Genomic DNA, 18441 nt, shown 5'->3' with positions numbered 1-18441 from the left:
GTACTCTTCTACCGATGAGCTTTATTTACCCAAAGACGCCGGCTTCACGATATCGGTTTTCTGCGACTTCATGACTTGCAGGGCACTCGCAATCAGGCTGCTCATATCACCCAAGTTGGCCGGCACGATGACAGAGTTATTGGTCTTGGCCAATTGCGAGAAGGCTGCCACGTATTGCTCTGCCACTTTCAGGTTCATCGCATCGGAGCCGCCGGGTTCGCGAATCGCCGCTGCGGTAACGCGCAGCGCTTCCGAGCTGGCTTGTGCGATAGCCAGGATGGCTGCGGCCTGGCCTTGTGCGCGATTGATGGAGGCTTGCTTTTCGCCTTCGGATTTTGCGATTGACGCCTCGCGTTCGCCGGTAGCGATATTGATCTGCTCCTGCTTGCGGCCTTCCGATGCGGCAATCAGCGCCCGTTTTTCACGCTCTGCCGTGATCTGCGCCTGCATTGCATGCAGGATTTCTTTTGGCGGAGTCAGATCCTTGATCTCATAGCGCAATACCTTGACGCCCCAGTTGGCGGCGGATTCGTCAATCGCATTGACGATCGCGGTATTGATGTGATCGCGCTCTTCAAAGGTTTTGTCCAGCTCCATCTTGCCGATCACAGAACGCAAGGTGGTCTGCGCCAGTTGCGTGATGGCCGCAATGTAGTTGGAAGAGCCGTAGGACGCGCGCATTGCATCGGTGATCTGGAAATACAGTATGCCGTCCACCTGCAACTGCGTATTATCCCTAGTAATGCAAACCTGAGGCGGCACATCCAGCGGGATCTCTTTCAGTACATGCTTGTAGGCGATACGATCGATGAAGGGCACGACGATGCTGAGTCCCGGCCCCAGCGTGCTGTGATACTTGCCGAGGCGCTCTACAACCCATGCATGCTGTTGCGGCACGACGTTGATCGTTTTAAAAACGAACACGATGGCGATAACAAATATGACCAGCGCAAAACTACCAAAATATTCCATGACTTCTCCATTCAATATTATTTACTGTCATTCTTTGACGTCTGTCTGCTGCCTGCAATGATACGGGCTTGAGCGGTCACCTATTCGCCCGGGTTTTCATTCAAGCCCTCACCATCAGGCGGCTGCCCTGCACTTCCACAATAGTGAACACGCCTGCCGCCGCTGCCGGGGCGACCAACTCCACATCCCACAAAGCACCGCGATACATCGCGCGCGCCGAGAATTTGCCATTGCCGTTATCCTGCCACTCCTTGACGGTGATACTCTGGCCTATGTCCATGTTCACATTCGGATCCTGGCTCGCATCCGAGTTCTTTTTCCAGCCATACTTGCTGCGGTGCAGGGCCAGTGTCGCAGCCACGCCGACGATGCCAGCGACGATATAGGGCAATTCATGGCCGCTGCCCATCAGCGCCACCAGACCGCCGGCCACCAGGCCTATGGCGATCATCAACAGATAAAAAGTTCCGGTGAACAGCTCCAGAATAACGACCACTCCTGCCGCCACCATCCAGCTAATCCAGATACTCATTGATTTCCTCTCTTATCAAACAGTGCTGCACTCTTGTTTTCTCCTTCTGTTAAAACACTCATCTGGCTCTTTCCATTGGCCCAAGCACAAAACAAAAAGCCCCCATCACCGGTAAGTGACAGGGGCTTTCAAATAGAGATGACTGGTATTGATATTTTTCTTGTTTTGTTTCAATGCTTGCAGTGTAGTCTGTTTTTTCAGGAATTCAACCGTTTCACATCATGAAGGCCGGCCTGTTGTATTGCTCCAACAAAAAACGCGGGCTATCAACATCAGCCCGCATTTTTATCCATCAATCCGGCGCAAAGATCAAGACTTGCTGACCGCCGCCAGTTTTTGCCATGTATCAATCACTGAATCAGGATTCAGGGAAATGGACTCTATCCCTTCCTTCATCAGCCATTCTGCAAAATCCGGATGATCCGATGGGCCCTGGCCGCAGATACCCACATACTTGCCCAATTTGCGGCATGATGCGATGGCCTGCGACAACAAGGCGCGCACCGCTGGATCGCGCTCGTCGAAGTCTGCTGCCAGCAACTCCATACCCGAATCCCTGTCCAGGCCCAGTGTCAACTGGGTCAGGTCATTGGAGCCGATAGAGAAGCCGTCAAAGAATTCCAGGAACTGATCAGCCAGGATTGCATTGGAAGGCACTTCGCACATCATGATCAGGCGCAAGCCGTTCTCGCCACGCTTCAGGCCGTTTTTACCGAGCAAGTTGACCACTTTCTCGGCCTGCCCCAGCGTACGCACGAAAGGCACCATGATCTCAACGTTGGTCAGGCCCATATCGTTCCTGACGCGTTTCATCGCCTGGCATTCCATTTCGAAAGACTCGGCAAAATCCTTGGCCAGGTAGCGCGCTGCGCCACGGAAGCCCAGCATAGGATTTTCTTCATCCGGTTCGTAACGGGAACCGCCTATCAGTTTCTTGTATTCGTTGGACTTGAAGTCGGACAAACGCACGATGACAGGTTTAGGCCAGAATGCCGCCGCAATGGTGGCGATACCTTCCGCCAGTTTGTCTACATAGAATGCCTTTGGCGATGCGTGGCCGCGAGCTACCGATTCCACCGCTTTTTTCAGGTCGGCATCAATGTTCGGGTATTCCAGGATAGCCTTGGGATGTACGCCGATATTATTGTTGATGATGAATTCCAGACGGGCCAGGCCCACACCGGCATTCGGCACCGATTGGAAATCAAATGCCAGTTGCGGGTTACCAACGTTCAGCATGATTTTCAGAGGCAGTTTGGGCAACTCGCCGCGGGCGACTTCTGTCACTTCGGTTTCCAGCAAACCGTCATAGATCTTGCCTTCGTCGCCCTCAGCGCAGGAGACTGTGACCAATGTGCCGTCTTTCAGCACGTCGGTCGCGTCACCGCAGCCGACTACCGCCGGCACACCGAGTTCGCGCGCGATAATCGCCGCGTGGCAGGTACGGCCGCCCCGGTTGGTGACGATAGCGGAAGCGCGTTTCATTACCGGTTCCCAGTTAGGGTCGGTCATATCGGCTACCAGCACGTCGCCCGGCTGCACTTTTTCCATTTCGGAAGGATCATGGATCACGCGTACGCGGCCGGCACCGATCTTCTGGCCGATAGCGCGGCCAGATACCAGGACGCTGCTAGTACCCTTCAGTTTGAAACGTTGTTGCGCATCGGTCGCCTTTTGCTGCGACTTCACTGTCTCAGGACGCGCCTGCAGGATGTACAGCTTGCCGTCGCGGCCATCTTTACCCCATTCGATGTCCATAGGACGGCCGTAATGGTTTTCGATGATCACCGCATATTTCGCCAGCTCGACAATCTCATTGTCATTCAGCGAATAGCGGTTGCGCAGTTCTACCGGCACGTCAACAGTTTTCACGGACCGGCCAGCCTTGGCTTCGCCGGTGAATTCCATCTTGATCAGCTTGGAGCCGATATTGCGGCGAATCACAGGCAGCTTGCCCTGTTCCAGCATTGGCTTGTGCACATAGAATTCGTCCGGGTTCACCGCGCCCTGCACGACAGTTTCACCCAGGCCGTAGCTGGAAGTGATGAATACCACGTCCTTGAAGCCGGACTCGGTATCAATCGTGAACATCACGCCTGCCGCGCCCAGGTCGGAACGTACCATGCGCTGCACGCCGGCAGACAAGGCGACTTCAGCGTGGGTAAAGCCCTTATGTACACGGTAGGAAATCGCACGGTCGTTGTAAAGCGATGCAAACACATGCTTCATCGCTTCCAGCACGTTTTCTATGCCGACAACGTTCAGGAAAGTTTCTTGCTGGCCGGCAAAAGAAGCATCCGGCAAGTCTTCCGCTGTCGCAGACGAGCGCACCGCAAAAGAGACTTCACCGACAGAATCGGCCACCAATTTTTTATAAAATTCGTCGATTTCCTGTTGCAGGCGTGGCTGGAACGGCGTATCAATGATCCATTGACGTATTTCAGCGCCGGCTTTCGCCAGTTCCTTGACGTCTTCGATATCCAGGGTTTCCAGGCGGCTGGCAATACGTGCGGCCAGTGTTGTGCCGCCGTTTTCGCTGTAGGAAAGAAAATCGCGGAATGCCTGTGCCGTGGTAGCAAAACCACCCGGTACACGAACGCCGGCTGTGGCCAGCTGGCTGATCATTTCGCCTAAGGATGCATTCTTGCCGCCGACGGACTCAACATCCGTCATGCGTAAATGCTCGAACGAAGCGACGTACTTGCCGTCAGCCCCTCCTGTCGTAACTGCGTTGGACATAACAACCTCTTTTGATGGTAAGAAATCTTTCGTGCTGCTTCGTCCATTGCTCTTTTTTTGTTATTCTTGGCGCAAGAGAACTGTAAATCCTGTTGGCTGCCATTTTACATGGTGTGCTGCAAAATTTACTGTAGGGACATTAGAATTTAGCGTCTTTTTTGTTTCAATATTTATCAGCTTATTTGCGGACTTGTTTGCCAATTCATTTACCAACTTATATATAAGCTTATTCATCGCCTGGGTTGATATATTGAAAATTTTTTAAACAATATTAGTTCTTAAAAGCAATATTTTTGTTTGTTTCCCTTATTCTGCTTCCTTTATTAAGCACCCAGCCAATACCATGACCGATAAAATCAATCAGCCCTTGCCTTCCGCCAATCGCACCGTATTTTTTGTATCGGACGGCACAGGCATCACTGCGGAAACCTTCGGTCACTCCGTATTGACCCAGTTTGACATGAAATTCAAGCAGGTACGCCTGCCCTTCATCGACACTTTGGAAAAGGCCCATGATGCCGTACGCCGCATCAATGAGGCGGTCACGCCGGATGGCAAGCGCCCCATCGTTTTTTCCACCCTGGTCAAGACCGACCTGGCCAATGTCGTATTCAAGTCCAAAGGCATGCATATGGACCTGATCCAGACCTTTGTCTCGCCTCTGGAGCAAGAGCTGGGCGTGAAGTCTACCCATACAATAGGACGCAGCCACAATATCGCCGATTCGGAAGAATACAAAAATCGCATCGAGGCGATCAATTTTTCACTGGCGCATGATGATGGACAATCCAACAAGAATTTGTCCACTGCCGACGTGATACTGGTCGGCGTATCCCGCTCGGGTAAAACACCAACCAGCCTGTATCTGGCGATGCAGTACGGTATCAAGGCGGCAAACTACCCGCTGATACCTGATGATTTCGAGCGCGGTAAACTGCCTTCGGCGCTGCCGGAATTCAAGGGAAAAATATTTGGATTGAGTATTGCTGCGGAACGCCTGTCCGAGATACGCAATGAACGGCGCCCCGGCAGCAAATATGCATCACTGGAAAATTGCCGCTATGAGATCAATGAGGCAGAAGCCATGATGAAGCGGGAAGGCATACGCTGGCTGTCTTCGACGGCAAAATCAATCGAGGAAATCTCGACGACTATTTTGCAAGAGATCAAATCAGACGTACGAGTGTACTAAGACAAACAAATACCCGGCCAGCAGTGCATGCTCGGCCGGTTTTTTTTACAGGCTCTGCCTGACTTGCTCAAAGAAGCAGATCGCGGCGCTCGCTGCCACGTTCAGCGACTCTATTTCTCCGCGCTGGGGTATCGTGACATTATGCGTCGCGAGGTCCATCAGTTCCGGCGCAACCCCCTGCCCCTCATGACCGAACAGCCATACCACGGGCTGATTCAGGTCGACCTGGTAAATAGTTTCCGCCGCATGGGAGCTGGTTGCCAGCACCGGTATGCGCACATCTTTCAGCAATTCTTCCAGATGCACATTCTCGTAAATATTCAGCAGAAAATGCGCGCCCATGCCGGAACGCATGACCTTGGGCGACCAGGAAAAGACCGTGCCTGAACTGCAAAATATATTCTTGATGCCTGCCGCTGCCGCGCTGCGCAGGATAGACCCCAGGTTGCCCGGGTCCTGCAAATTATCCAGCACTACCGAGGACTGGTCCACGCTCTTGGGCAACGCAGGATTGGGCGTGGCGATGATGAACATCAGTCCTACGCCATGCTCTACCTGGCTCAGCGCATTGTAGAGCACGTCCGGCAGGCAAATGGTTTGCGTGCCGCTAGCCGCACAACGCGCCAGCAAAGGGTCCACTTCATGGTGGGCGAGGCAGCTTTCGGCGACGACGCACAACTGCGGCACGCCGCCATGCTGCAGATAGGCTTCGCACAAGTGCACGCCGTCCAGCAGCGTGCGCTCGGCCTTGCGGCGCGCCTGCGAACTGGTGGCAAGGTGCCTCAGCTCTTTGTAGAGCGGATTATCGCGTGAGGTGATGGATTTCATATGTTCAGCAATGCCCTTACCGGGGCATAGGATTTTCTGTGTATCGCCGATACGCCGTGCTCGCGCAGGCGTTCCAGGTGCAAGGCAGTAGGATAGCCCTTGTGCTGGTCCAGCGCATATTGCGGATAGATTTCATGCAGCTTCGCCAAAGCCAGGTCGCGCGCGGTCTTGGCCAGTATTGATGCGGCAGAAATGGCAGCAACCTTGTCATCCCCCTTGACGATGGCCTCTGAGCGTATCGCCATCACCGGGCAGCGGTTACCATCTATCAGGGCTAGCGTCGGCACGATCTTCAGCGCCTCTACAGCGCGCCGCATCGCCAGCATGCTCGCCTGCAGGATATTCAATTCATCGATTTCCTGCTCCGAGCATTCGGCAACAGCCCAGGCCAGCGCATATTGCTTGATCTCCAGGGCCAGCAAGTCGCGCTTCTGCTCAGTCAGTTTTTTGGAATCGCGCAAGCCGGCAATGGGCCGTGCCGGATCCAGTATTACCGCAGCCGCCATTACCGGGCCGGCCAGCGGGCCGCGGCCTGCCTCGTCGACTCCGCAGATAATTTCGCCTTCGTAGTCGAACAGGTCGAATAAGGGTAGCGTAGCGCCGGCTTTGCTCATGACAGGAAATCTTTCAGCTTTGCGTGATCCAGGAAGTAATGGCAGATTTGCTGCTCCTCACCGTCGCCCTTTTTACCGATCAACACCGGTACCAGCTCATCATACAGCGCGACCAAGGCATCATCGGCGTCCACATCCACAACTTTGACGGTAAATGCCTGCTCAGCATTATAGGCCTGCAGGGCTTGCAGCATGTCGTCGCAGAGGTGGCAATAGCTTCGCGAATAGAGAGTGAACTGGATCATGGAGGTAGAACAGGTAAACAACGCCTGGGCGGCGGAATTGGAAGAAACAACAATAACGGCTGCATTATAAGTCTTGACGACCCAAGCCTGTTATAAAAAAAGCTGCCCACTTCCGTGGGCAGCTTTATATGCACTGGCTAGCGCAGGATAATGAGGAATTACTGCAAAGGACGGATAGGCACGAATTGCGAAATACCATCGCGGCGCACCAGCAAAACTACCGCTTTCTTGGTGTCGGCCTTCGCCAGCATGGCGGAAAACTGCTTGGCATCTTTGACCTCGAGATTATTCATGGTCAAAATAACATCGCCTGGCTGCAGACCTGCGCGCTCTGCCGGCCCATCTACCGTCTCCACAACGACTCCGCTAGTGACATGCAGCTCTTTCTTTTGCGCATCACTGAGGTCGCTGACGGTAACGCCTATCGCATTGGCAGCCTGCTCCTTCTTGCCTTTTTTCTCGGATTTTTGCGGAGCCTTATCTTTTTCTGTGACGACTTCAGCAACGGTCACGCTCATTTCGCGGATAGCGCCGTTTCTCCAGATTGAAACGCTGGCCTTGGTGCCAGGCTTGGTACCGCCGACCAGGCGAGACAGGTCTATCGACTTATCGATGGCGACGCCATTGAATTTCAGGATCACGTCACCGCCCTGCAAGCCTGCCTTCTCTGCCGGAGCACCCGGCTCCACTGCAGCGATGAAAGCACCCTGAGGAGTTTTCAGGCCTATGGATTCGGCAATTTCCTTGGATACCGACTGGATCTGTACGCCTATACGGCCACGTGTCACCTTGCCGGAAGATTTCAATTGCTCAGCAACGCGCATTGCCTCATTGATAGGAATCGCAAACGAGATCCCCATGTAGCCACCGGAACGGCTATAGATCTGCGAGTTGATGCCAACCACTTCGCCACGCATATTGATCAAGGGCCCGCCTGAATTGCCCGGATTGACGGCAACGTCGGTCTGGATCAGCGGTGTTTCGTCGCCGGTATCGCGCGCCTTGGCCGAGATGATACCCGCCGTCACCGTGTTTTCCAGGTCAAACGGTGAACCGATGGCGATCACCCATTCGCCCGCGCGTATCTTGTCCGAATCGCCGATCACAACATGCGGCAACTTGCTACCTTCAATTTTCAGCACGGCGATGTCGGAGCCACGGCCATCGTTTCTGACCTTGTCGACACCGATTACCTTGGCTTTGAATTCACGCTTGTCCGTCAAACGGACGACCACTTCGTCAGCACCGTCCACAACGTGTGCATTGGTCAGGATATAACCATCCGCAGAGATCAGCAGGCCGGAACCGACGCCACGCGGCACTTCTTGTTCTTCCTGCTGTGGCTGAGGTGCTTTTTTGCGGCCTTTGGGCGTAGGCTGCTGCTGTTGCTTAGGAACGGGAATACCGAAGAAGCGGCGGAAAAATTCCTGCATCTGCTCATCATCGGAGCCGTCACCGGATTGCAATTGCGAAATTTTTTCGCTGGTACGAATATTGACAACAGCGGGGCCGACCTTGTCCACCAGGTCGGTGAAATCGGGCAAACCCGCAACCGCGCCGGTAGCAGCCGCCTCCGCCTGAGGCAAAGCCCCGACAATACCGGGAGCGACAAACCCCACACAGGCCGTCAGGACTAAAGTGGAAATCAACTTCTCGACAGGAAAAATTTGGGATGTTTTCATGGCGTCATTAGTCATTACTTAGGTTTATATTCAATCGAGTTCATTACTTGTTTAATCGCCGGGAAAGGCACTTCACCGACAACAGTCAGCCAATAGTCGCCATGGCGCTTTACCATGATGGTCATCGCCCCCTGCTGCAAGCTTCCCTCGCTACGGCCTTGGGAGTCGGGTTCGATAAACACGGAAATTGCCGCCAGCCCATCCGAAAAAATCATTTGTATGACTTGATGTGCTTTGGCCTCGGTACTATTTGCCGCTGCTGCTGGTGATATGGGGATCAAACGCTTCATTTCACGCGTTTTTTTAAAGCCGGCTGGTAAGGATTTTACTATCCAACCCGAATTGGCGTTCGATTGCACAGTCAAGTTTTCCGTCTGCCACTGGCTGGTATTGGGAAAACTTGATTTGACGCGACTCTTATCGATGTCACCGATGGAAATCTGCGTAAATGCAATTTGCTCGATGATCTCGTTTTTATTGTTGACGGTCTGTGCGCGAAGTAACAAACCGCTGCTATTGTCCATGCACAGGCGATAGCCGTAACGGAAGGCATCGCGCGGCTCAAAGCTGACGATCTGGCACGGCATGCCCGCAACTCGCCCCATGTCCTGCTTACGGATCGCGTAAATATCCGGTAACAGCGCAGCATTATTGGCCAGCATCGCCGGGAATACTTCCTGCGTAACGTTCTTTTCTACCTGTATGGTCTTGGTGTCCGGCAGATAGCAGGCAACCTCATCATTATGGCGTATGTATTCCCTGGGCTTGCCGTCCAGGATTTCCAGTTTTTCGACTTCACCGCTGGCATCGACCAGATGGGTGATGCGCGAAGTCCTGATCTGGCTGGCTTGCTGATAAACGAAGGTGCCGGAGTAATTCAGCTTTTGCGCTGCGGACCGTATCTTTTGCAAGAGATTTTGCGTCTCCCGCTTGTCTTCCTGTGTCTCGGCACTGTGAGCAAAATGCATCATCGACGCCATGCCCAGCAAGGATGCCAGGACGGAAAGCTTTACACGCTGAAGCGACATATCGTTTTATTTGTCCGAGGCTGAGGAACTTGCGCGGGCGGCGTCATCACGGTCTACGCCGCGGGCAGCAAATTGCGTCGTTTGCGCGGCATTACTGATCGCAGGAGAAAAGCGCTGATGTGCCAGCAGATAGCTGTCGATACGGGGATCCCTGAGCATGTCGGGTTCATCACTCGGGCGGGCTTGCGACTCCGGATTGACACTGGCATCAGCCACCAGCTGTACCGGTCCACTCTGCTGCGACGCAGGTTTGCCCGGATTGTCATTGACCTTGGCCATTTGCAAACCGGGTGCAGCACCGCCGCCAAACATGGCTGTCACTTGCGGAGCCATGATAAATGCCACCGCCGCTGCGGCGGCCATGCTGGCAATCGCCACATTCCAGCTAAAGCGCGGCTTGACGATGGCCGCGCCATTCGCTTGCTGGCCAATTGCCGGCATTTCCGGCTGTTCAGCCACCGGCCTGGTTTTGGGAGCGAGGATGACAGGCTCGGCATCCAGCAGAGCAGAAAAGCGGGAAGAAAAATCTGCACTCAGATTAACCGCAAGGTCGTCCGACCTCAGGGCATCGCCGATCTGATGATACACATTCCAGGCTTCGCGGCTTTCGGCTGCTGCCAGGCTGACAATGACCGCGTCGCAGTCATGCCCGCTCAGCTCGCCATCCAGCAATGCTGAAATATGTTCTTGTTTACTTGTATCTGTTTTCATCATCGTACCCGCAATCTATATGCTAACTTCTGTGCAACTCAATTTGTTTGAACCAGTACTATTTTTGCCTGATAACCGTGTAGTACTACCACCTCTGATCCAGCGCTGTTCCTAGTACCGGCCTTAATTTCTCTGCGATTGCCTCACGCGCGCGGAATATCCGGCTTCTCACTGTCCCTATGGGGCACAGCATGACCTCGGCAATCTCGTCATAGCTCAAGCCCTCGATCTCGCGCAAGGTAATCGCATTGCGCAACTCTTCCGGCAACGCCGCCATTGCTGCATTCACTGTCTCGGCGATCTGCTTGCTGGCGAGCAGGGATTCAGGAGTGTTTATATCCCTTAGTCCATCGGCATCGACAAAAGTTTCTGCCTCTTCTATGTCGGCATCGGTTGACGTCGGCGCTCTGCGCCCCTGGGTCACCAGATAGTTTTTTGCCGTATTGACGCCTATCCGGTACAGCCATGTATAAAAGGCCGATTCGCCGCGAAAATTCGCCAGGGCCCGATAAGCCTTGATAAACGATTCCTGCACGACATCTTCTGCCTCTGCCTGATCATGGACGAGCCTGGACACGAGCCGCATTAATTTCCTTTGATATTTGGAAACCAGAAGCTCAAATGCCTTTTTATCACCACGCTGGACGCGTTCAACCAGTAGTTGATCTATGTCGCGTTCTGTCGTCACTCAATCATATCCTATTGCTATCAAGCCCATATTGGCAACACACGCGATCTCTTAAGTAGATTGGGCAAGACTTTCAAAGTTCCCCAAAAGCTTGCCAAGTTACAAGAAGTCACCTTTTTGTGGCTTCGCGGACTGCTCCCGGACCGCTATCCACCGCAAAGCGACGGATAATGCCCTGAAAGTTGCAGGTTGTACACTATCCCATAATATTGGCAAGATGTGTAGCCTGCCGTCGTCTGCAAGCAGATTCAGCAGCAGGAAATTGGGCCACAAGGTACTGCTCTCACTCAGGCTGACATGGTAAGAATACGATTCCTGACTAAGCCCCGGCCTTCGCAAGGGATATCCCCACGGAAGCGGCGCCGCCGTGCGCAAGACAATCTCCCCCTCCCCGCCAATATCCAGCCGGACGGGGATACGGGTACGCAGAAAATTCAGCAGGACAAACAAGGAGCACAGGCAACTCATCAGCAAGATCAATAGCCTCAGGGGCCAATACAGATCAGGAGAGGATGCAGACAGTATCCCGGCAGCACAAGCCAGCACGCACATAAAGCACACTGCAAGGAGCAGGCTGCGTGACGGCGCGATATTTGCTGTGACCGCAATGGACATGGGATTGCCGGAAGGCAGAAAAAGAACAGGCACTCTCCGATAGGAGAATGCCTGGATTCAGAAGCTTAGATCTTACCGAAGATCAGGGTGCCGTTCGTTCCGCCGAAGCCGAAGGAATTTTTCATTGCAAAATTGATGGGCATCTCTCTTGCAATATTGGCGCAATAATCGAGATCACATGCCGGATCCTGATTAAAGATATTCGTCGTCGGAGGCGAAATCTGATTGTGCAATGCCAGAACGGTAAATACCGATTCCAGGCCGCCGGCACCACCCAGCAAGTGACCTGTCATCGACTTGGTCGAGTTGACGGTCAGCTTGTATGCGTGATCGCCGAAGGTCGCCTTGATCGCATCGGTTTCGTTCTGGTCACCGATGGAAGTCGACGTGCCATGTGCGTTCAGATAGTTGATCTGGTCGCCATTGATCCCTGCATTTTTCATTGCATTGATCATGCTGCGGCGTGGACCATCCATCGTCGGTGAAGTGATGTGATAAGCATCGCCACTCATGCCGAAACCGAGTACTTCGCCATAAATCTTGGCGCCACGCGCCTTGGCGTGTTCATACTCTTCCAGCACCATCACCCCTGCACCTTCGCCGAGGATGAAGCCATCCCTGTCCTTATCCCATGGACGGGATGCCGTAGCAGGATCGTCATTACGGGTAGACAGAGCGCGGGCGGAAGCAAAACCACCCAGGCCCAGAGGAGAAATCGTCGATTCCGCACCGCCGGCCACCATCACATCGGCATCGCCGTACTCGATCATGCGAGCGGCTGTGCCTATGCAATGCAAACCGGTAGTACATGCAGTCACAATCGCCAAATTAGGTCCCTTGAGACCGAACTTGATCGACAGGTGTCCTGAGATCATGTTGATGATGGAAGCAGGGACAAAGAATGGGCTGATACGGCGAGGCCCGCGCTCAGTCAGCGTCGCATGGGTATCTTCGATCAGCGGCAAGCCGCCGATACCGGAACCCACGATGACGCCAATGCGCTCAGCGTTTTCTTCAGTGACTGTCAGGCCACTATCCTGAATCGCCTGCACCCCTGCAGCAATGCCGAAATGGATAAAGGTATCCATGTTCCGGGCTTCCTTGGCGGGGATGTAATCCTCGATATTGAAGCCCTTCACTTCGCCGGCAAAGTGCGTCGTAAAAGGGGTTGCGTCAAATTTGGTAATGGTCGCTATGCCCGATTTGCCTGCGGTGATAGCACCCCAGCTATCGGCAATATTATTGCCAACAGGGGAAATGCAACCGAGACCGGTAACAACGACACGACGTTCACGCGTACGGCTCAAACGCTTCTCCTAGAGTCGATAACGAGTGGCTGATTAGGCCTTAACGTGTGCTTTAGCGTAATCGATCGCTTGCTGCACAGTAGTGATTTTCTCGGCTTGTTCGTCCGGGATTTCCATTTCGAATTCGTCTTCGAGAGCCATTACCAGTTCAACTGTGTCCAGGGAGTCAGCACCCAGATCGTCCACGAAAGAGGATTCAATCTTGATGTCTGCTTCGGCGACGCCCAGTTGTTCAGCGACGATTTTCTTAACGCGTTGTTCGATATCGGACATGTGTGTCTCCAGTAGAGGTTACAGAAAGTGCGCGCATTTTAGCAGGTTTGCGCGAGAAAAAGCAATTATGCATTATCAGGCATATCTTCGGTTAATTCCAGTGATTTACCCAATAATTTCTTATAAAAATCAATTTAACTAACGTACATGCCACCATTTACATGCAAGGTTGTTCCAGTAATATAGCCCGCACCGGGCGATGCGAGGAACAAAGTGGCAGCCGCGATGTCTTCCGGCAAGCCCAACCTGGCCATAGGAATCTGCTGCAGGATCGCAGTCTTTTGATCGTCCGTCAGCGCCTTGGTCATATCGGTATCAATAAACCCCGGTGCAATACAATTAACAGTAATGTTGCGACTGCCGATTTCCCTGGCCAGCGCACGGCTCATGCCGGCAACACCCGCCTTGGCGGCAGCATAGTTCATCTGGCCGGGATTGCCGGCAGAGCCGACTACCGAAGTAATATTAATGATGCGTCCATGCTTGGCCTTCATCATGCCACGCAGCACCGCGCGCGACAGGCGCCCGACCGAACTCAGATTGGTAGAAATGACATTATCCCACTCTTCTTCTTTCATGCGCATCGCCAGTTGATCCTGGGTAATGCCCGCATTATTCACCAGAATAGACAAGCTGCCATATTCCTTTTGAATCTCCTCAACCAGCGATGAGCAGCGCGCCACATCATTGACATTGAAAGCTACGCCCTTGCCCGCATCAGGGCCGACTTCAGCCAGATATTCCGAGATTGCGGCAGCGCCGGATTCTGAAGTTGCCGTGCCGATGACGCGCGCACCAGCCTTGGCCAGTGCAACCGCTATTGCCTTGCCTATGCCGCGCGATGCGCCGGTAACCAACGCGACCTGATTTGCTAATTGTTGTGTCATTTCAAAATTTCCATTACTTTTTCGAGGGAAGCCTGGTCAAACATGGCCTCGCCAATCAGATCACCATTGATGCGCTTGGTCAAACCGGCAAGAACCTTGCCCGGACCGCATTCAATGATATGCGTCACGCCGCCGGCGCCGATTTTTTGCACAGTCTCCACCCAGCGTACCGGGCTCGCAGCCTGGCGCACCAGCGCATCCTTGATTGCAGCAGTGTCATTAACGATGGCGACGTCAACGTTGTTAATCAGCGGAATGGCAGGCGCCGAAAAATTCAGGCTGGCCATGAACTCGCGCAATTTGTCCGATGCAGGCTTCAGCAGCGAAGAATGGAAAGGGGCGGAAACCGGCAAAGGCAATGCGCGCTTGGCGCCCTTGGCCTTGGCGATCTCACAGGCGCGCTCCACGGCAGCCTTGCTACCGGCAATCACTACCTGAGCCGGTGCATTGAAGTTAACTGCTTCGACCACCTCGCCAGGCGTGCCGGCGACGGCCTCCGCACAGGCAGCCTTGACGTCTTCATCGGACAAACCGAGGATCGCGGCCATACCGCCCTGCCCTACAGGTACTGCGCTCTGCATTGCCTGTGCGCGAAAACGCACCAGCGGAACAGCATCCTTGAATGCAATGACGCCAGCCGCCACCAGCGCCGAGTATTCACCCAGGCTATGGCCTGCGACGATAGACGGCGCCTTGCCACCAGCGGCAATCCATGCGCGATAGCAGGCTACCGCCGCAGTCAGCATTACAGGCTGGGTATTGGTAGTCAGGTCCAGCTCTTCTTTAGGTCCTTGCGCAATCAGTGCGCCAAGGTCGAACTGCAGTGCGTCGGACGCTTCTGCGACCGTCTGCTTCACGATTGCGTTATCGGCAAAGCCGTTCAGCATGCCTATCGCCTGCGAACCCTGGCCTGGAAAAACAAATGCAAATTGAGTCATGTGGATCAAATTTTAAGTGTTTAGTTATTCTGCTTGGCTTGCGTAGCTTGTTGCCGGCATCATACCGCCGGCACGAGCAATTACATCTTTACTATCGCAGCACCCCAGGTGAAGCCACCGCCGACGCCTTCGACCATCACGGTGTGGCCCGGCTTGATGCGGCCATCCCTGACCGCAGCATCCAGTGCCAGCGGAATGGAGGCCGCGGAGGTATTGCCATGCTGGTCCACGGTCACTACGACTTTTTCCATAGGCAGGCGCAATTTCTTCGCGGTGCTTTGCATGATACGGATGTTAGCCTGGTGCGGCACCAGCCAATCTATTTGCGACGCATCCAGGCCGGCGATTTCCATCGCTTCATTCGCGACTTTTTCCAGCACGGAGACTGCCAGCTTGAATACCGCCTGGCCATCCATATACAGGAAAGCGCTACCCGCAACCACACCTGCATTCACACTACCCGGCACACACAGGATACTGGCGTGGCTGCCGTCCGCGTGCAGCTTGGTGGCGAGTACACCAGGCTCAGTCGAGCGCGTCATGACAATCGCACCGGCGCCATCACCAAACAGCACGCAAGTCGTGCGATCTTCAAAATTCAGGATGCGCGAGAATACCTCTGCACCGATCACCAGTACATTCTTGTGCGAACCGGTCTTGATCATGCTGTCAGCAATTGACATCGCATACACAAAACCGCTGCACACCGCCTGCACGTCCATCGCAGCAGCACCATTGGTAATGCCGAGCTTGTTCTGCACTACGCAGGCAGTACTTGGAAAGCCGCCGAAGTGATCCGGCGTCGATGTCGCCATGATGATCAGGTCGATATCATTTGCCTGCAGATCAGCTGCTTCCAGCGCGCGCTTTGCCGCCTCTATCGCCAGGTCGCTGGACAGCACGTCCGGCTCGGCGTAATGGCGTGCAGAAATACCGCTGCGGGAAAAAATCCACTCATCGGAGGTTTCTATGCCCTTCAAGGCCAATTGCTCTGCCAGCTCGTTGTTGCTTACTTTTTTAGGTGGCAGATAGCTGCCGGTACCGATAATTTTGCTATAGAAAGTCATGCGGTTTTCTGTGCTATAGGTTCATTGGTTTGCATCGATGCCACTGCCGGAGCTTCTACTGCTGGCTCTATAGGCATCAGTTCCGCCATCGATGTCGAGATACGGGTCAATACATCATTTTTCACGGCATCAAATGCACGCTGTATTGCCCACTCATAACTATACTTGTCTGCACCACCATGGCTCTTGAATACCAGGCCACGCAAGCCCAGCAGGCAACCGCCATTGTAGTTGGAAGGGTTCATCTTACCCGAGATCGCCTTCAGCGCGCCCCGGGCAATTATAGCGCCCAACAAATTCAAAGGGTTGCTCTTGAATTCGCTGGTCAGCGTCGTCTTGAAGAAACGTCCCAAACCCTCAGCCGCCTTCAGCGTCACGTTGCCGACAAAGCCGTCGCAGACGATGATATCTGTGGTGCCTTTGAAAATATCATTGCCCTCGACATTGCCGTAAAAGTTCAGCAAGCCTTTTTCATGGTCGGCGCGCAATAATTGCGCAGTTTTCTTGACGACATCATTACCTTTGATGTCTTCTTCGCCAACATTCAGCAAGCCTATGGTCGGCTTGGACTTATTGCCTTCGACCGCAGACACCAGCGCGGAGCCCATGATCGCAAACTGATGCAGGTGCAGCGGTTCGCAGTCGACATTGGCGCCGAGGTCCAGCATATAGGTAGGACGATTTTTTTGATTTGGCAACAAACCGCAGATAGCCGGACGATCTACGCCCTGCATGGTTTTCAGCACATAGCGGGAAACCGCCATCAATGCGCCGGTGTTGCCGGCGGATACGCATACCTGGGCCAGACCTTCCTTGACCTGGTTGACAGCGACCCGCATGGAGGAATCTTTTTTCTTGCGCAGCGCAATTTCCACCGGATCATCCATCGTGATGACCTCGGTTGCATTGACGACCGTCATGCGGGGATGATTGCTGGCGCGATTTTTTTTCAGCTCTGCATGAATCACAGACTCAAGCCCAACCAGGATGAACTCGGAATCCGGTTCGCGATTGGCGAAAGACACTGCCGCAGCTACCGTAACTGCGGGGCCATGATCGCCGCCCATGCAGTCAATGGAGATTTTTATTGTCATTTAGTAATTCAACACTTCATCTCGGAACGCGCATCTTATCAAGACTGAAGAAATCCATCACATGATTTCATTCTCATTCAAGAAAATAAAATACTTTACATAACAATTTTGCAAGAATTGCATTTCTTGCGCGCACAAAAAAAGCGGCGCCAAGTATAAAACTTGCCACGCCGCCTTTGACCAAGCAGACAGATTATTCGTCGTTCTTGGTTTTCAATACTTTACGACCACGGTAGAAGCCATTTGGGCTGATGTGGTGACGCAGATGCGTTTCGCCAGTTGTTGGCTCGATACCCAACTGCGGTGCAGTCAGAAAATCGTGTGAACGGTGCATACCACGCTTGGATGGTGATTTTTTGTTTTGCTGAACGGCCATGATAACTCCTAATACTTCAAAAAATGTTTCTAAAAATTTAACACACCTGACCAAACTAAAAACTTGTCCGTCAAGAATCCCTAATAATCCCGACCTACGTGTTATTTCAGAATAATGCCACTAGGTACGCCCATTGATGTTCTTCAGCACAGCGAACGGTGATTCCTTCTTGCTGTTTGCATGAGCTTCAACCGCTACTGCCTCTGGAGAATCCTTGGGGCATACTGCATGTTTGGGCGATTGGGGTATTTCCAGCAGCGCCTCATCCTCTATCAAATCGATGACATTGAATGTCTTGCTGCCCACTACTACATCAATCTCGTCATCCTCCAGCAATGCTTCAATTTCATCCGCATTATCTTCGGTTTTGGCGAGTATCAATACTGATTCCGAGTCGACGTCAAAAGCAAAGGGTGTCAGGCAACGCTGGCACATCAATTGCACGGCACCTTTTACAGTCAGAATCAACTGTGGGTGCCCCATCTTATCCGTGCCGCCTGTCAATGACCAATCAAGAGCACCGCTATTGGATGCGCTCTCTGCCGAAAGACGAGGCAAATCTGCGATCAGGATGCTACCTTCGCGGTGCTCTTTGAGTTGGCAAAACGAAAAGGCGTCGATCACAATTGCTTGCATAGGATATTTGAACCCAG

General features: G+C 53.3%; 20 protein-coding genes. 1 reads left to right on the top strand and 19 read right to left on the bottom strand.

Annotated features, from left to right (window positions below):
• Positions 1-21: 21 nt before the first annotated feature.
• From IEW12_RS21580 to ppsA, 3 genes are all read right to left on the bottom strand, one after another.
• Positions 22-972 carry an SPFH domain-containing protein gene (locus tag IEW12_RS21580; protein WP_188568189.1) on the bottom strand — a complete coding sequence of 317 codons (951 nt, stop codon included), beginning with the start codon at positions 970-972 and terminating at the stop codon, positions 22-24.
• Between the two features lie 100 nt (positions 973-1072).
• Positions 1073-1504 carry an NfeD family protein gene (locus IEW12_RS21575; protein WP_188568188.1) on the bottom strand — a complete coding sequence of 144 codons (432 nt, stop codon included), beginning with the start codon at positions 1502-1504 and terminating at the stop codon, positions 1073-1075.
• 309 nt (positions 1505-1813) lie between these two features.
• Positions 1814-4243 (bottom strand): phosphoenolpyruvate synthase, encoded by a 2430-nt coding sequence (gene ppsA, locus IEW12_RS21570; protein ID WP_188568187.1) that lies wholly within the window; start codon positions 4241-4243, stop codon positions 1814-1816.
• Positions 4244-4586: 343 nt separating this feature from the next.
• Between ppsA and ppsR the strand changes: the two genes are divergently transcribed.
• Positions 4587-5435 (top strand): posphoenolpyruvate synthetase regulatory kinase/phosphorylase PpsR, encoded by an 849-nt coding sequence (ppsR, locus tag IEW12_RS21565; RefSeq protein ID WP_188568186.1) that lies wholly within the window; start codon positions 4587-4589, stop codon positions 5433-5435.
• A 45-nt stretch (positions 5436-5480) separates the two neighbouring features.
• Here the strand turns inward: ppsR and IEW12_RS21560 are convergent, their stop codons facing one another.
• From IEW12_RS21560 to IEW12_RS21490, 16 genes are all read right to left on the bottom strand, one after another.
• Positions 5481-6263: a TrmH family RNA methyltransferase gene (locus IEW12_RS21560; protein WP_188568185.1), complete on the bottom strand. Its 783-nt coding sequence runs from the start codon at positions 6261-6263 to the stop codon at positions 5481-5483.
• Complete coding sequence (gene rnhB, locus IEW12_RS21555) at positions 6260-6877, bottom strand: ribonuclease HII (protein WP_188568184.1); 618 nt, start codon at positions 6875-6877, stop codon at positions 6260-6262. The genes IEW12_RS21560 and rnhB overlap by 4 nt, the downstream gene beginning before the upstream one ends.
• Positions 6874-7122: a glutaredoxin family protein gene (locus IEW12_RS21550; protein WP_188568183.1), complete on the bottom strand. Its 249-nt coding sequence runs from the start codon at positions 7120-7122 to the stop codon at positions 6874-6876. Before IEW12_RS21550 ends, rnhB begins: the two co-directional genes overlap by 4 nt.
• A gap of 158 nt (positions 7123-7280) precedes the next feature.
• Positions 7281-8804 carry a DegQ family serine endoprotease gene (locus IEW12_RS21545; protein WP_188568182.1) on the bottom strand — a complete coding sequence of 508 codons (1524 nt, stop codon included), beginning with the start codon at positions 8802-8804 and terminating at the stop codon, positions 7281-7283.
• A gap of 14 nt (positions 8805-8818) precedes the next feature.
• Positions 8819-9832: a MucB/RseB C-terminal domain-containing protein gene (locus tag IEW12_RS21540; RefSeq protein WP_188568181.1), complete on the bottom strand. Its 1014-nt coding sequence runs from the start codon at positions 9830-9832 to the stop codon at positions 8819-8821.
• A gap of 6 nt (positions 9833-9838) precedes the next feature.
• Positions 9839-10546, bottom strand: coding sequence for a sigma-E factor negative regulatory protein (locus IEW12_RS21535; RefSeq protein ID WP_188568180.1), 708 nt, complete (start codon positions 10544-10546; stop codon positions 9839-9841).
• Positions 10547-10628: 82 nt separating this feature from the next.
• Positions 10629-11231: an RNA polymerase sigma factor RpoE gene (rpoE, locus tag IEW12_RS21530; RefSeq protein WP_188568179.1), complete on the bottom strand. Its 603-nt coding sequence runs from the start codon at positions 11229-11231 to the stop codon at positions 10629-10631.
• A 99-nt stretch (positions 11232-11330) separates the two neighbouring features.
• On the bottom strand, positions 11331-11846 hold the full coding sequence (locus IEW12_RS29155) for a protein YgfX (protein WP_371874564.1): 516 nt from the start codon (positions 11844-11846) through the stop codon (positions 11331-11333).
• Between the two features lie 65 nt (positions 11847-11911).
• Positions 11912-13153, bottom strand: a complete 1242-nt coding sequence (gene fabF / locus IEW12_RS21525; RefSeq protein WP_188568178.1) for a beta-ketoacyl-ACP synthase II — start codon at positions 13151-13153, stop codon at positions 11912-11914.
• Positions 13154-13186: 33 nt separating this feature from the next.
• Positions 13187-13426 carry an acyl carrier protein gene (gene acpP / locus IEW12_RS21520; protein WP_009664389.1) on the bottom strand — a complete coding sequence of 80 codons (240 nt, stop codon included), beginning with the start codon at positions 13424-13426 and terminating at the stop codon, positions 13187-13189.
• A 134-nt stretch (positions 13427-13560) separates the two neighbouring features.
• Complete coding sequence (fabG, locus tag IEW12_RS21515) at positions 13561-14313, bottom strand: 3-oxoacyl-ACP reductase FabG (protein WP_188568177.1); 753 nt, start codon at positions 14311-14313, stop codon at positions 13561-13563.
• Complete coding sequence (gene fabD / locus IEW12_RS21510; RefSeq protein ID WP_188568176.1) at positions 14310-15251, bottom strand: ACP S-malonyltransferase; 942 nt, start codon at positions 15249-15251, stop codon at positions 14310-14312. Before fabD ends, fabG begins: the two co-directional genes overlap by 4 nt.
• Positions 15252-15331: 80 nt before the next feature.
• Positions 15332-16318 carry a beta-ketoacyl-ACP synthase III gene (locus IEW12_RS21505; protein ID WP_188568175.1) on the bottom strand — a complete coding sequence of 329 codons (987 nt, stop codon included), beginning with the start codon at positions 16316-16318 and terminating at the stop codon, positions 15332-15334.
• Positions 16315-17412 carry a phosphate acyltransferase PlsX gene (gene plsX, locus IEW12_RS21500; RefSeq protein WP_188568174.1) on the bottom strand — a complete coding sequence of 366 codons (1098 nt, stop codon included), beginning with the start codon at positions 17410-17412 and terminating at the stop codon, positions 16315-16317. Before plsX ends, IEW12_RS21505 begins: the two co-directional genes overlap by 4 nt.
• 193 nt (positions 17413-17605) lie before the next feature.
• Positions 17606-17788, bottom strand: a complete 183-nt coding sequence (rpmF, locus tag IEW12_RS21495; protein WP_162018712.1) for a 50S ribosomal protein L32 — start codon at positions 17786-17788, stop codon at positions 17606-17608.
• 120 nt (positions 17789-17908) lie between these two features.
• Positions 17909-18424, bottom strand: coding sequence for a YceD family protein (locus IEW12_RS21490; protein WP_188568173.1), 516 nt, complete (start codon positions 18422-18424; stop codon positions 17909-17911).
• Between the last annotated feature and the right edge of the window lie 17 nt (positions 18425-18441).

It is taken from the genome of Parundibacterium terreum, assembly GCF_014636315.1.
Lineage (GTDB): Bacteria > Pseudomonadota > Gammaproteobacteria > Burkholderiales > Burkholderiaceae_D > Undibacterium > Undibacterium terreum.
The sequence above is the reverse complement of the archived record's forward strand: the minus strand, read 5'-3'. Positions and strand labels throughout refer to the sequence as shown.